The organism is Desulfovibrio sp. MES5 (assembly GCF_002237645.1).
In the GTDB taxonomy this organism is placed as follows: domain Bacteria; phylum Desulfobacterota; class Desulfovibrionia; order Desulfovibrionales; family Desulfovibrionaceae; genus Desulfovibrio.
The window spans coordinates 24,154-38,424 of sequence record NZ_MJUZ01000006.1; the positions used below are offsets into that span (position 1 = coordinate 24,154).

Genomic DNA, 14,271 nt, shown 5'->3' on the forward strand with positions numbered 1-14,271 from the left:
TTCAATCGCCACGGACAACCACCCCGAACAACCGCCACGCGGCAAACGCCACGCCATAATCAAACAAGGAGCCACCATGGCTATTATTGACCGCAATTCCATTCTGTTTGAAGGCCCCCTCACCGGCAGCGTCACCGGCCCCGCCGTGGCCCTCAACGCTCTCAAGCTGCCGGGCCGTATGGAGCCCATGCCCTTGCGCCTGTCTGTAACGCAGGGCTTCAAGACCGAAGAGGTGCAGTCCCTGACCATCGCGCTTGAAGAGGCCGACACCGCCAGCGGCCCCTGGACAAGCGTGGCCGGAGCCACGGTCAGCGTATCCCATACGTCGGAAAACCCGGCCCTGGCCGCCGGGGCACGCCCCTACCACCGCTTTCTGCCGCACGGGGCGCGCAAAAGCTGGCTGCGCCTGTCATTCACGCTCACTCCCGTGAGCGGCAAAAGCGTCACCCAGGGCAGCATCTTTGCCGCTCTGCTGCGCGAGGAAGATTTGCCGTACGAAAAGGCGCTCATGGCTGGCTAGGGCAGACGCTCTCAGAGACAGCGTGATGTCATAGGCACTGTCTCCCCCCCCACTTCAACAGTGAAATGCTCTCATGCCATATTAGAACATTTAACACTTGAAATGCTCGTGTACGGCAGGCAAAAGCTTACCTACTCGCATTTCGTGGCAAGGATTTTTAAAAAAATCCTTACAGAGCAGCCAACTCATTTCATTCGTTACCTGCCCTAAATACAGTAAAAGTTTTAGGAGGTGGGGGCGTGGGGGAGGGCCCCTTTTACAAAAGGGTCCCTCCCCCACAAAGCATCTCACTGTGACAATACCATTGCACGCCTCCGGCTGGCCTAGCCGCCGGAGGCTTTTTCCATTCTTCACCCCACAGGAGGCGCTATGACCATCAGCCAGATTGACATCTGGAATCGCGCTCTCGGTTTTCTGGGCGCGCGCAGCGTGGCTTCCGAGCGCGAAAGCACGCCCGAAGTCCTGCAATGCCGTTTGTATTGGGATTCGGCCCGGCGTCAGGTATTGCGCGATTTTCCCTGGAGCTTCGCCCAGCGCAGGGCATGGCTTGCCTTGCAGGCGCTGCCGCAGGGCTACGCGCCGGAATACCGCTTTGCCTACGCCCTGCCTGAAAACTGCCTCAAGGTGCATGCGGTGCGGCACGAAGGCATCTCGGACAGACCCTTCTGCCTTGCCCTGAATACGGCGGGCGACGGCTCCCTGCTTTTGACAAACGCCTCGCGCGCCCTGCTCTTGTACACCGAAGACGTGCGCAACAGCCGCCTGTTTGACGATCTTTTCGCCCATATGCTGGCCCGCAAGCTGGCGGCCCTTGTGGCCGTGCCCCTGCTCAAGGGCAATGGACAAAAGGCCGCCGAACTGGAGCAACTCTATACTGCCAGCCTTCCCCCGGCGCGCGAGGCAGCTGCCTCTGAACGCAGCGAAAAACCGGCCGAGGATTCCTGGCTTGCCACCCGCTAGAGCATTTTCGCATTGAGAATATCCATTCTCGCGGTAGCCGTTGCCCGCAGGGCTTGCCTGAACCGTTGGCGGGACCCGCCTTACGGGGCAGGACAGCATCGCTACGGATGGCGACAGCGATTGTATGGAACAAGCTGTGTCGTTACGCATGCTGTCTTTATCCGTAGCTTCCTGCGTCACAACGCCTGAAGCAATGCTTCCAAGACGCCCGCTTCGGCGCATAACCGCGCAATAAATTACACTTACGCCTCTGCGGCGGGCGTCTGCTCACGCAGCCGCCAGAGCAATTTCAAAGTGAAATTGCTCTGGAGCAGTTAACGCCATTCATTCTTTAGCTGCTCCAGCTGGCCGCACACATAACAGCGAGGATATATTTATGACCATGCCCTATAGTCCCAGCCGGGCCGTCTATGAAGGCAATGACGCGGCCACGCGCTTTCCCTTCGGCTTCAAGGTTTGGGACGCATCACAGCTGGTGGTCACGCTCACCTCCCCTGACGGAGCGACCACCGAGGCCTCCGGCTGGACGGCGGATATTGGCGCGTCCGGCGGCGAAATTGTCTATCTGCATGAGGACGCGCCCCTTCCTTCTGGCTGGAAGCTGGCCGTCACCCGCAACATGCCCTTTACGCAGGAGGTGAACCTCGTCAGTGCCTCACGGTTTGACCCGCAGGTCATTGAGGACGCCCTGGACCAGGCCACGGCTGAACGCCAGCAGACGCTCGAGATGATGCGCCGCGCCGTCATTCTGCCAGCCACCAGCAGCGAAACGCCGCAGGACGTGGTGCTGGCTGTCTACGCCGCCCGCGACGATGCGCAAAACGCCAGCAGCGCCGCCCAGTCAGCCAAGGCAGCGGCAGGAAAAAGCGCCGAACAAGCAGCGGCCAGTGCTGCGGGGGCCTCGGCTGCCGTTGCGGCAGCGGCAGCAACAGCGGTTACTGCCGCATCGGCGCAAGCAGGCAGGGCGCAGAGCGCGGCAAACGCCGCAGAAGCGGCGGCCGAGGCGGCGGCAGACAATGCGCGGCAAGCCGTTGCCGCAGAAATCGGTAAGGCATCAAGCGAGGCAGACAGAGCGCAATCGGAGGCAAACCGCGCCCAAATAGAAGCCGACCGAGCACAAAGCCTGAGCGATATCGGTCCCGCTGCCTCTGATAAACTTGGTTTCGTCAAGATTGGCGAGGGCATTGCCATTACGGATGAAGGGGTAATTTCGGTTCCCCCGCCGCCCGAGATTAACCTTGCTACGAACGTAACAGCCGGGACTATCATCGTTGGTGAGGGCTTGCGCATAACCGGCCTTGTTGAAGAAGGGCAGGATTCCCCCCCCCCAGGCACGCTTGCGCTTGCTGCTCACTCGGATGAAAGCGGCGAAAAATATGGCAAGGGTGACAGCCAGTTTTTTGGCCACGTTAAACTGACGGATGATTTTGAGCAGGATGCCGATGCGACAAGCGGTATCTCCATTTCCCCCAAGGGGGTCAAAACAGCATTTAACAGACTGGTTGGCATTCTTGATGAACAAGTTATCACTTCCTCCCGTACATGGGTAGTACCAGAGACCGGGCGGTACAAAATAACTAATGTAGGTGGCGGCGGAAACGGAGCTAGCGGTGGTAGCGCTGCCTATGGCTTGTGGCCCTCATGCTATGAATGCGGCAATGTCTACTCTATTTCGTCTGGCGGTGGCGGCGGCGGCGGTGGCTCTGGTGAAACAACAACTATCACAACAACACTGACAAAGGGGCAATCATACAGCCTCACTATTGGAGGGGCTGGTGGTACAACATCCTTTGGCGTTCTGCTTACAGCCCGTGGCGGAGGAAACGGTAGCCCCGGAGGCTCCGGAACCGCTAGTTCGGGTGGGAACTATGGAGGCTCGGGTGGCAACCCCGGGACGTCTTATGGTGGCGCGGCTGGTCGGGGAGGCAATGGTTACAATGCGAACCGTGAAGGCTACTGGCCGGAACCTGTCGGCGGCGGAGGCGGTGGAAGCGGAGGCACTTCAACTGATGGCTATTACGGTAATGGTGGAGCTGGTGGAGCTGGTGGCGGGCAAAGCGATAGCGGGCGCGGCTATCTATCTTTGTACGGCCCGGCAGGCGGAGGCGCAGGCCGCCAAGGCTGCATAAAAATCAAAATCGTACCCGTGTAGGCTATTGGAGGTTAATATGCCAACATTTTACTCCCCCACCGGCAATCCCGAAATATGGGACGAACAGCCAGAGAGCTACATTACTGTTGAAGAGTGGAAAGTTGCCCGTGCGGCCGAAGAAGCCGAAGCCGAAGCGGCGCGCCTTGCCGAATACAACAGCGTGGCCGCCAGAGCCTCACGATTGCGCGCAGCGCGTGATGCGCTCCTCGCTGCCACAGACAAGTTTATGCTGGCTGATTATCCCATTAGTTCTGCAGAATTGGTGGAGGTCAAATCCTACCGTCAGATGCTGCGTGATCTGCCTGCACAGGAGGGCGCGCCTTTTGACGGCGGCGGCGATGACACGCCCTGGCCCGCGATTCCTCAACTGTAACCGGAGCACGCCATGCGCACAGCCCTGCAAAACTTTACTGGCGGCGAAATAGCGCCCACCCTTTCAGCGCGCTATGATCTGGCGCGATACCGCAACTGCCTTTTCTGCATGGAAAACATGCTCCCCGGCCTGCACGGCGACGCGGCCCGTCGCCCCGGCACCCGTTTTGTGGCGGACCTTGGCGGGTATTCCGTGCTTATCCCCTTCAGCTTCAGCGCCCTGGCCAGCCAGAATTTCGTGCTGGTTCTCGGCGACCACAGCCTGCGCATCGCCAGCGAGCGGGGGCTTGAGAACATTACCCCCATTGCGACGCCCTACAGCCCCGATGAACTGCTGGACATCTCCTACGCCCAGGTGGGGGACATCGTGTACCTCGCCCACAGCAATCACCCCCTGCACAAGGTGGTGCGCCGGGATGCGGTCAGCGGCTCCACCCCGGATTCCGACTCAGGCTCCGGGGATTCCAGTTCCACTGACGGGCATGCCGCATACGCCTGGCACCTGGAGGCAGTGGCACTCAACACGTCTCTCAAGCCGCCGACCACGCCCACGGTGACATTTTCCGGCACGGCGGGCAGCTACACCCTGCGCTACAAGGTGGCGGCCGTGGACGCCAACGGGCGCGAATCCCTTGCTTCGCCCGCCGGGCAATGCGCCACGGGCCGCCATCCTTCCGACTGGGTGCAGGGCAACAGCGCGGCCATATCCTGGCCCGCCGTTACGGACGCGGTGGAATACAATATCTACAGAGAAGAAGCGGGCTACTTTGGCTTTATCGGCGTTTCCACTGGCCTGAGCTTCAGCGACCAGAACTATGAGGCCGATACGTCCGACACCCCGAAAGAAGACTGGGATCCCTTTGCTGACGGCAATTACCCCGGCGTGGTGACCTTTCATCAGCAGCGTATGGTGCTGGCGGCCACGCCAAAAAGTCCGCAGGCCTTTTATATGTCGCGCGTGGGCGATTTTGAAAACTTTCGCAAATCCCGCCCGCTGCAGAATGATGACCCCGTGGAATACCTCATTGCCTCCGGCTCCATCGACGCCGTCACCTGGGCCGCCAGCTTCGGCGATCTGCTGCTGGGCACATCTGGCAGCGAGTACAAGGCCACCGGGGGCGACGGCAAGGCCATCACGCCGGGCAACATCAGCATTACGGCCCAAAGCTACTGGGGCAGCGCGGGCCTTGCGCCCATAATCATCGGCAACTCCATCCTGCACGTGCAGCGCCACGGCGCCCGCGTGCGCGACCTCTTCTATTCGCTGGAAAAAGACGGCTACGCGGGCAATGACCTTTCCATCATGGCCCCGCACCTTTTTGAAGGGCACACCATTTTGCAATGGGCCTATCAGCAGACGCCCGGCTCCACCATCTGGTGCCTGCGCGACGACGGCCTGCTGCTGGCTTTCACCTATATGAAGGAGCACGACATATGGGGCTGGTCGCGGCAGGTTACTGCCGGGCGGGTGCTTTCAGTGGCCGTCATCTCCGGCGAAAAGGGCGATACCCTCATGCTGGTAGTGGAACGCCTGGTAAACGGGCAGGAGCGCATTTTTCTCGAACGTCTTGCCCCGCAGTGGCAGGATCATGAAGCCATTGAGGAAGCCGTTTTTGTGGACTGCGGCCTGACCCTGCGCCCGCAGCAGCCCGAAGCCAGCCTGGACGGCCTGGATCACCTTGAAGGGTGCGGGCTGGCCATACTGGCGGACGGCAGCCCGGTAGAAGGCTGCGTGGTGCGCCAGGGCCGCATAGAACTGCCCTATGCGGCCAGCGTGGTGCAGGCGGGCCTGCCTTATGTTTCAAGCCTCGCCACCCTGCCCATAGAACTGGAGGCCTCTTCCGGCACAACGCTTGGCCGCCAGCGCGCCCACGGCATGTGCACCGCCCGCCTGTACCGCAGCGTTGGCGGCAAATACGGCCCCAGCAGGCAAGAACTCTACGATCTGCCCTTTTTGCCGGAATACTGGGGGCAGGCGGTATTGCCCTACTCCGGCGACGTGTCCTTTGCCCCCGGCGGCACATGGGCGGCGTCAGACAATCTCTGGTTGGTTCAGGACAGACCCTTGCCCTTCCGGCTGCTTTCCCTGGTGCTGGAAGTGAGTTTTTCCTGAAGCAGCCGACACGCCTTCCCTGACTGATCCTGCAATGCCTTGAAACACATTGGTGGGGAGGAACCCTTGCGTAAAAGGGATCCTCCCCGGCGGCCTCATCATTACAAAAAACTATCTTCGTATTTCACATCATTACAAAAAACGCCTCGGCCTGAACACGGCTGCCAGAAACCACGCCTGCCGCCATGCGCAACCGTACAATCAATCTGCCCATATTCGCCTGTTTACTGCATCTCCCTGAATCAACAAAGGAGAACACCATGCTGGCATTTGCCACCGAACCCTTCGCACAACTGGAGGCCGAGGCCCGGCCCCTCACCGCCGCGCACTGGAGCGAAGTGGAGGCCCCCCTGCACGGAAAAGCGGCCTATGGTCTTGACGCGGCACGCTACGCCCGCCTTGAAAGCCTGAGCATGCTGCACGTCAGCGCCGCCCGCGCCCCCGACGGCGCTCTGGCAGGCTATGCGGCCTTTACCCTTGTGCCCTGCCCACACCGCCAGGGCATGCTGCTGGCGGCTCTGGACGGACTGTATCTGTCCCCGCAGGCGCGGGGCGGCTTCACGGCCTTTAACCTGCTGCGCCATGCCGAGACGGAACTCAGGCAACGCGGCGCAGGTCTTGTGCAGTACAGCTCGCCCGCCTCACGCCCCTGTGACGCCCTGTACCGCCGCCTCGGCGCGCACCATACCGAAACCATCTGGCACAAGGAGCTTTGCTGATGGCCATTGCAACCAGTACAGCCGCTGCCATAAGCGCAGCCGTAGCTCTGGCCGGAGCCGCCGTGGGCACGGTCAGTTCCATCCAGCAGGCTGAAAGCCGCCGCCAACAGGCCGAATATCAGTCTCAAATGGCTGAGCGCAGCGCACAGCAGGCGGAACAGAGCGCCACCCTGGCGGATGATGCCGCCAGGCAGGAAAAACAGGCCGGGTATGAAGCTGCGGTAAAAAAACGGCAGGAGGCCGCCCGCATCATCGGCGGGCAAAGAGCGCAGGCGTCGACATCCGGCGCGCAGGTTGACGCGGGCAGCCAGCTCGATCTGAACCTTGATACCACGGAAAAAGGCGAACTGGACGCCCTGGCCCAGGAGCAGCAGGGCAATGCCGCCTCATATAACCAGCAGGTGCGCGCCTGGAACCTGCGCAATCAGGCCACAGCGGCCGCTTTGAACGCCGAAAATCTCGGCAGTCACGCGCAGACCGATTATCTGGGCCTGACCACCACCCTGATCAACGGCGCTTCCCGCATGGGGCGCAACTTCTACACCCTCGGCACGCGCGGCCCACTGTTGCCCTGAGTACGTAGGCGGGGAGCCAAAATGCTTTTGTGGGGGAGGGACGTCAGCCCCTTAAGCGCCGCAATCTCGGTTGCCGGGCCAGAATGCTTTGTGGGGGAGGGACCCTTTTGAAAAAGGGTCCCTCCCCCACGCCCCCACCCCCTAAAACGTTTATTCCTGTTTTACGGCTCTTGAAGGGGGTCTTCACATCCGAAACGAGGCTTCCAAGGGTTTGCGCAACGTCTTTCTCTGAAAAAACAATAAAACCTCTTTGCTTAAGGGGGGCATTTTGAAACGCTCACGCCACAACCGCTATGGCGTTTTCAAGTCCGAGCTGGTTAAAACAGCGCAGTTCAGCCCGATTTTTGAACTGCCGCAGTTGGAGCCGGTTCATTTTACTCCTGCCAATGCCCTTCCTTTTGAAAAGGCATATAGCAAGGCGACCGACAAAAACTGGCTGCATTTCTACACTCACGATCATATTTTTGAATGTGTCTGGAACAATCCAAAGCGCTACCTGCCGGTATTCAAGCGTATTGCCGGCGTAATTACGCCGGACTTCAGCATATACCGCGAAATGCCATTGGCCATGCAGATATGGAACACCTACCGCAACAGAGCACTGGCCTTTTGGCTGCAACGTGAGGGCGTGCCAATCATACCCAATATCCGATGGGGAGACGAACGCACCTACGCCTCTGCCTTTGAAGGTCTGCCCAAAGGGGGAACCGTGGCCGTCAGCACCAATGGCCTGCTGCGCAACAAACTGGACAGAGAATATTTCAAACAGGGCCTGGCCGTTATGATTGAAACGCTCCAGCCGCGAACCGTCGTCAACTACAGCCGGATGCCGGACGATACTTTTGGGCCTTACCGTAACAACGGGCCAGAACTGATTGAAATACCATACTACGCATTTTCTGCTCGCAAGGAGGCCGCGTAATGGGTGGTGGACGTGGTGGTGGATTTTTTGCAGGAACAGACGGCTGGCGCGCGTCAGAGGCTTTTGCCAGGGGAACGCTGGTTGCGGCGGCTGCTCAGAACACGGCTACGGACGCTGGTGGCGGCTCCGGCGGGATACTTGATGCTTTGCGCCCGTGGTGGTCTTACCCGTATGGACATCCAGAAAAAACAAAAAAGATTGAAATGCTGCAAAAGGCTTTAAAACCGAGAGCGGAAAAAATGGCAAACGGATTTATGTATATGCCAGATATGCCAAACCTGCAGGAAGAATTGATTTATAGTGGAATTGAACTTTTTAAAAAAAAGCAAAAAAACTGATACCGTCAAAAGCACAAGCATATTTTCCGCAAAAAATCATCAATGGTAAATTATTGATGGCTTTTTGCGGAGCTATCTTGTTTAAGATACTTTCCAGAAAAGAAGTATGTACTTAATATAAAATATAAATAAATTACTGACGCTAGAAATCCATGGTCAATAGGAACAAGGCGGTCTTTTTTGAACCAAAAAATATTGTCCATAGTACCGGGCACATCGGAAGGTCTCACTTTATCCGTACTTCCAAAAACATTGAGCAGCATCATGATCACACAATATGCCAGTACGATATTGACACTAGGCTCCAGAATCTTTTTATCAAAAAAACTTGCCACAAGGGCCATACCCACAAAAATGCGTATGCATTCCGTCATGACCACATAAGCAAAAGACGCCTGTTCCCAATGTCCGCCATACAACCATATAAAGTGGTCAACAACAATAAAGGCAAATAGTACGATTCTGTGGCGAGTATCAACAGATATACGCATAGTTAATGACCTCAGGCTGTCTGCTTTTACAAACAAAATCACCGAGCCATTAGGCTGAACATATTAGAACTTAACGCGTGCAGCTACTATCACCGATATTACTCCATGAATCTCTCAATAACAGCCAATATTCCTTTAAAATATGCCTATGGAAAAAATGATAAGTATCTTTACAGAGCCTATTTATATTTTTTTGCAATAATTTCTGGATCAATATACTTTCCAGAGAAAAAATATGCACTCAATATAAAATATAAATAAACTACTGACGCAAGAAATCCGTGTTCAATAGGAACAAGGCGGTCTTTTTTGAACCAAAAAACATTGGGCATTGAACCGGGCACTTCGGAAAAATTCGTTTTATCCGTGGCACCGATAAAATTGAGCAACATCATGGCTACGCAATACGCCAGCACAAACTTAACGCTGCCCTCCAGAATTTTTGGGTAAAAAAAGCTTGCCACAAGGGCAATGGCCACAAGAATCCGGATGCATTCCGTCATGACCACATAGGCAAAAGACGCCTGTTCCCAATGTCCGGCATACAGCCACACCAGATGGTCAAGGATAACAAAGAGCAAGAGCACTATTCTATGGCGATTATCACCAGATATACGCATTCAAGCCTCGCGCTGGCCGGTTATTGCAGAAAACCATCGCTACTCTAGGGGCTGTTTTTAAATTAATGATTTTGCGCCAAGGGCAAGGAAAAGGGCTTTTTTACGAGAGGAATGTACTTTTGCGGTACATGACGCGAGTAAAAAAGAGCCTTTTGACGCAGCCAATTGGACAAAAGAATTATTTAGAAACAGTCCCTAGCCACTGAACGTATCAGACCTCACTGCACGCTGCGGCTTTCGTCGGCAACCTGCCCCATAAGGGCTTCAAGGTTTTCAACAGCAACCAGCCGCCCGGAGCTGCTACCGTCAAAATTCACTCTTCCGTTCACCCGGTAACTTTCGCCATTGCCGTGATCGTAGACAGTAAAAGGCACCAGCCAGTCGCCATTTTTGGCGCGAGCCTCGCCCACCTGCCGAATTTCCTTGCGGCCAGTGGAAGCGTCCGCGAACAGGGGGGCCAGCACGCCCTGAGCGGCGCGCCCTTCCACCTTGCGCCCAGCAAACGCGCCGGAACTGATGCCGTTGACGATAAAGGCGCGTGATTCATTGAGCAGAAGGGCGCGCACCGTGGCGCTGCCCTGCTCGCCCGATGCGGCCTGAGAAAACAGTATGGCCAGCATGGGCGGCAACTCGGCCGCTGCCTGCGGCTGCCTGGCCCGCCGCACAAAAATATCCAGGGCGGCAGCAAGAATGCCGTCCATATCCACAAGCTTTTCAAAAGCCGCCGTATCGGCGCTGTCCACGGCTTTGCCAGCCTGCACGACGCACTGCCGCGCGGCGGCTGCCGTGCCTGCCGCCAGTGACGGCGAGGCAAATGCCAAACACAGAGTCATCAGAAAAAGACACAACAAAACCAGCGGCATGGCCCTTTTATGGGACGTGCCGCTGCATTTGCGCGAACAGTTCAACATAGTTCCTCCGGCAGCGCCCCCTTGAGAGCCAGGGGCAGGCCGCAACTGACAAAAACCACATGGTGGCAGACTCGGGCCAGTTCCTGATTTGCAAGGCCAAGCACGTCATTAAAGGCTCGCCCCAGAGGCGACATGGGCACAAGGCCCAGGCCCGTTTCGGCGCTGACCACGGCCACAGGCAAAGGGGGCGCGGCCAGACGCTCCCCAAGGGCCGATACGTTACGTAAAATTATCTCCTCGTCCTGATCGCGGGCAAGAAGATTGGCAATCCACAGGCTTATACAGTCCAGCAAAATGACGCCCGGTGCGGCGCTTTCCGGCCCGCCTGGCCCTTTCGGCATTTTTGGCCCGTTCGGCATTTCTGGCCCGTTCGGCATTTCTGGCCCGTCTGGCACGTCTGGCCCTACCGGGCCGTCCATTGCCGATGGCGTCTGCGAAGAGCGCACACCGCCAACCTGAGATGTCGCTGCAAAAAGACGGTCAAGAGCGGCGGCGGGATTCAAAGGTTCCTCAAGGCATTGCCAGCCAGCGCCGCGCATATTCTGATGCCTCGTCACACGGCGCGCCATTTCCTCATCCTCGGCCCAGCAGGTAGCCAGATACAGACGCTGCGGGGCCACGGCTTCGGCCCAGCGCTGGGCTATACCGCTTTTGCCGCTGCGTGTGCCTCCCACAAAAAAGACGCAACGTGCGCTCAACGGCCCTGCCCGCCCATCTGAACTGGTGACCCAACACCCTCCGGGCGCGCTGCGGGCGGCGTGAGGGCCGGGCTTGCATGCGGCGCGGTTGGCCCGGCGGGAACAGCCGGGGCCATTCCCTGAGATGGAACTTGCTCCGATGCCGGGGCCGACGTCGGAGCCAGTACTGAAGCAGGAACAGGCGCTGACAATGCGCCATTGCCTGCGGGCGGATTCAGGCTCTGCGCCGCGCCGGTTGCTGCTCCCTGCCCGGTTGTTGAGCCGGGATACGCGGGTTGCTGCGCTGCCCCCGGGTAGGAGGCGGGCGCGCTGTTATGAGGCGCAGGCGAACCGTTGTGAGAAGAGGAAGATCCATTGTGAGGCGCTGGCGCGCCCGTGGCGGCCTGTGCGCAACGCCGGGAAAGATCACGCAATATGCCCGCCGATGTCTGCACCGAGGCCATGGCCTGCGGGTCCTGCTTGAGGCGGCGGTCAGCCCAGCGGGCCACAAAAATAAGCTCGTCATCGTCCATAGTCTGTCCGGCCCCGCGCCGGACGGCGTTCACCAGCGCCCGTTGCGCCACGGCCTGCTCTTCCAGGGAACGGCGAAACCGTGCCCCAAGGCCGTCCACGCGCAGTTGGGCCGTGTTGAGCTGGCTCTGTGAAGCTTTGGCTTCGCGCAACTGGTCGTATTCAAACACCGCCTCGGCCATCTGGCTGTTGATGCCCACCGTGTTTTGCGCCGCCGCGTCCATCTGGCGCAGGCGCGCGTCAAGGTCAGGGGTGGCGGCAACGCCTTCAAGCGCTCCGGCAAGCATCACAAAACGGCCAGCCAATGCCATGTACAACTGCTGCGTCTGTTCTGCGTTCAAATCCCTGGCCTTGGCTTCACGGGCTATATCTTCCATGAAGCGGTCCACATACAGACTGTACAGCCCTTGCAGCATGGTAGGATGAAAAGCATAGCGCAAAAGGGCGACCCTGGCCCCCGCGTCGCCGTCTCCAAGGCCGGTGAGTTTGGAACCGAAGCGCTGATTGACGCTCTGCACCGAAGTGTTGAGCGTACCGGCACGCGGGCCGGGCTTGAAACGCGAAACCAGATATGCCGCCAGGCCTTCCACAAATTGCGGGCGCACGCGACTGTCTTCCGTAACGCGCGGGGTCAGCCCTGTGGGGGGGACGACACCGTCCGGCGCGGCGGCAGTTCCGTTTCCGGCCATAGGCGCATCAGCGGGGCTGCTCACAGTTCCCTGCACATTCTGTCCGGCCAGGGTGCCCGGCGCTGTATAGGGACTCACCACCGAAGGCGGAGGCGGCGGCGGCGCGTCACGCAGAACGTCGCCCACGCCAGCCAGGGGCGTGCCGCTGGTGGCGTTGTCGATAACGGCGGCTGCCTGATCGCGCCAGTGGTCGCGCGTGTCTTTATCACGCGTAAGCCAATAGGCGGCCCCGCCCACCAGCAGCACCGCCAGCAGGGCCAGAACCACCACCTTGCGCCCGCCCTTGCCCGGAGCAGGATCAGGAAGATTGATAATACCCGGCACTCCGGGTTCATTTTTTTCCAGTTTCATGCGCAACTCCTTCAACAGCGGCGTGCGAAAAAACATATGATCACACTGAGGCGCAAAGCCCCTCGCAGGGCGCTTTCGGCCCCGCAGGTCACCCATATGCGGGCTCTTACCGCTTTGCTGATGCTAGCATTGCTTTTCGGGGCTGTGAAGATATTTTCTAGACTCTCCGGGGCCGGAACGGTGGCGAACAGCAACACATTGCACCTGGCAACAGGGCGGGCTATAGTGCGGCTCTGTTCGCTCTTACTGTTTTCTACCTACTACCCAAGAGGCTCGCATGTTGAATCCTCCTAACATTCTCACTATTGCCGGGTCCGACTCCGGCGGCGGTGCGGGCATACAGGCAGACCTGAAAACCATTATGGCCATGGGCGGCTACGGCATGAGCGTCATTACTGCTCTTACCGCCCAAAACGGCCTGGGCGTCACGGGCATACACGCCCCTGACCCCGATTTCGTGGCTCTGCAGCTGCACACTGTGCTTGACGGCTTTTCCATAGCGGCCGCCAAGACAGGCATGCTTTTTTCCGCTCCCATCATCAGGGCGATAGCTTCCATACTGCGGCAGCGCAATTTTCCTCTGGTCGTGGACCCGGTTTCCGTAAGCCAGAGCGGCAGCAATCTTTTGCATGAAGACGCCGTCAGCGCGCTCATCAGTGACATAATTCCCGGCTGCGACCTGCTGACGCCCAACAGGCCCGAAGCCGAAATGCTGACCAATACGACCATAGACACCTTTGAAGACGCCGCGGCCGCTGGCGAAAAGCTGCTGCAAATGGGCGCAAGGGCCGTGCTTATCAAGGGCGGCCATATGGAAAGCAGTGTTGTGGTCACGGACTGCCTGTGCATCGAAGGCGAGGCCCCCAAGGCCTTGCCCCAGGCCAAGGTAGACACGACAAACAACCATGGCACGGGCTGCACGCTTTCTGCGGCCATCGCGGTGGGGCTTGGCAAGGGGCTGCCCCTGCAGGTGGCCGTGACACGCGCGCAGGAGTACCTTAACCTCGCCCTGCGCCGCAGCTACAGCCCCGGCAAGGGAGCCGGGCCGGTCAACCATGCGGCGGCCCTGAACGTCTAGAGCAGTTAACGCTTGAAATGCTCGCCACGCAGGCAAAAGCCTGCCTGCCCGCATTTCGTGGCAAGGATTTTCAAAAAAATCCCTGCAGAGCAGTTAACTCATTTTATTCGCAACCTGCTCTAGCTGACCAGAATCTGAAAAACAGGCCGGAGTTTGCGGCGCACAGGCGTGTCGGCCCTTTCACGCTTTTACCGTCGTTTGCTTTCTCTATCATTATATATAGAAGGCAGAGCGGCGGTTGGAGCGACACTT

General features: G+C 58.5%; 15 protein-coding genes. 10 read left to right on the forward strand and 5 right to left on the reverse strand.

The window, feature by feature from the left end; translation table 11 throughout:
• The first annotated feature begins 76 nt into the window (after window positions 1–76).
• From BCS36_RS01910 to BCS36_RS01950, 9 genes are all read left to right on the forward strand, one after another.
• Window positions 77–520 (forward strand): hypothetical protein, encoded by a 444-nt coding sequence (locus BCS36_RS01910; RefSeq protein ID WP_291301240.1) that lies wholly within the window; start codon window positions 77–79, stop codon window positions 518–520.
• Window positions 521–889: 369 nt separating this feature from the next.
• Entirely contained in the window at window positions 890–1,480 is a 591-nt protein-coding gene (locus tag BCS36_RS01915) for a hypothetical protein (protein ID WP_291301241.1), read from the forward strand.
• A gap of 376 nt (window positions 1,481–1,856) precedes the next feature.
• Window positions 1,857–3,632: a hypothetical protein gene (locus tag BCS36_RS01920; protein WP_291301242.1), complete on the forward strand. Its 1,776-nt coding sequence runs from the start codon at window positions 1,857–1,859 to the stop codon at window positions 3,630–3,632.
• 16 nt (window positions 3,633–3,648) lie between these two features.
• Window positions 3,649–4,005 (forward strand): phage tail assembly chaperone, encoded by a 357-nt coding sequence (locus BCS36_RS01925; protein ID WP_291301243.1) that lies wholly within the window; start codon window positions 3,649–3,651, stop codon window positions 4,003–4,005.
• A gap of 12 nt (window positions 4,006–4,017) precedes the next feature.
• Window positions 4,018–6,117 (forward strand): hypothetical protein, encoded by a 2,100-nt coding sequence (locus BCS36_RS01930; protein ID WP_291301244.1) that lies wholly within the window; start codon window positions 4,018–4,020, stop codon window positions 6,115–6,117.
• A gap of 260 nt (window positions 6,118–6,377) precedes the next feature.
• A complete protein-coding gene (locus tag BCS36_RS01935) occupies window positions 6,378–6,836 on the forward strand; it encodes a GNAT family N-acetyltransferase (RefSeq protein ID WP_291301245.1) in 459 nt (152 codons plus the stop codon).
• On the forward strand, window positions 6,836–7,411 hold the full coding sequence (locus BCS36_RS01940; RefSeq protein WP_291301246.1) for a hypothetical protein: 576 nt from the start codon (window positions 6,836–6,838) through the stop codon (window positions 7,409–7,411). The genes BCS36_RS01935 and BCS36_RS01940 overlap by 1 nt, the downstream gene beginning before the upstream one ends.
• A 268-nt stretch (window positions 7,412–7,679) precedes the next feature.
• Entirely contained in the window at window positions 7,680–8,333 is a 654-nt protein-coding gene (locus BCS36_RS01945) for a DUF4417 domain-containing protein (RefSeq protein ID WP_291301247.1), read from the forward strand.
• Window positions 8,333–8,671: a hypothetical protein gene (locus BCS36_RS01950; RefSeq protein ID WP_291301248.1), complete on the forward strand. Its 339-nt coding sequence runs from the start codon at window positions 8,333–8,335 to the stop codon at window positions 8,669–8,671. Before BCS36_RS01945 ends, BCS36_RS01950 begins: the two co-directional genes overlap by 1 nt.
• A 50-nt stretch (window positions 8,672–8,721) precedes the next feature.
• Here BCS36_RS01950 and BCS36_RS01955 read toward each other — a convergent pair whose 3' ends face one another.
• The 5 genes from BCS36_RS01955 to BCS36_RS01975 all read right to left on the reverse strand — a co-directional run bounded on the left by BCS36_RS01955 (window position 8,722) and on the right by BCS36_RS01975 (window position 12,941).
• Window positions 8,722–9,162 (reverse strand): hypothetical protein, encoded by a 441-nt coding sequence (locus BCS36_RS01955; RefSeq protein ID WP_291301249.1) that lies wholly within the window; start codon window positions 9,160–9,162, stop codon window positions 8,722–8,724.
• Between the two features lie 179 nt (window positions 9,163–9,341).
• Window positions 9,342–9,782 carry a hypothetical protein gene (locus BCS36_RS01960; protein WP_291301250.1) on the reverse strand — a complete coding sequence of 147 codons (441 nt, stop codon included), beginning with the start codon at window positions 9,780–9,782 and terminating at the stop codon, window positions 9,342–9,344.
• 218 nt (window positions 9,783–10,000) lie between these two features.
• The gene (locus BCS36_RS01965; RefSeq protein ID WP_291301251.1) at window positions 10,001–10,693 is read right to left on the reverse strand and encodes a hypothetical protein; all 693 of its coding nucleotides are present in this window, start codon (window positions 10,691–10,693) and stop codon (window positions 10,001–10,003) included.
• Complete coding sequence (locus BCS36_RS01970) at window positions 10,687–11,367, reverse strand: bifunctional adenosylcobinamide kinase/adenosylcobinamide-phosphate guanylyltransferase (RefSeq protein WP_291301252.1); 681 nt, start codon at window positions 11,365–11,367, stop codon at window positions 10,687–10,689. The genes BCS36_RS01965 and BCS36_RS01970 overlap by 7 nt, the downstream gene beginning before the upstream one ends.
• Window positions 11,368–11,387: 20 nt before the next feature.
• Window positions 11,388–12,941: a hypothetical protein gene (locus tag BCS36_RS01975; protein WP_291301253.1), complete on the reverse strand. Its 1,554-nt coding sequence runs from the start codon at window positions 12,939–12,941 to the stop codon at window positions 11,388–11,390.
• Between the two features lie 277 nt (window positions 12,942–13,218).
• Between BCS36_RS01975 and thiD the strand changes: the two genes are divergently transcribed.
• Entirely contained in the window at window positions 13,219–14,019 is an 801-nt protein-coding gene (thiD, locus tag BCS36_RS01980; RefSeq protein ID WP_291301254.1) for a bifunctional hydroxymethylpyrimidine kinase/phosphomethylpyrimidine kinase, read from the forward strand.
• Window positions 14,020–14,271: the final 252 nt, after the last annotated feature.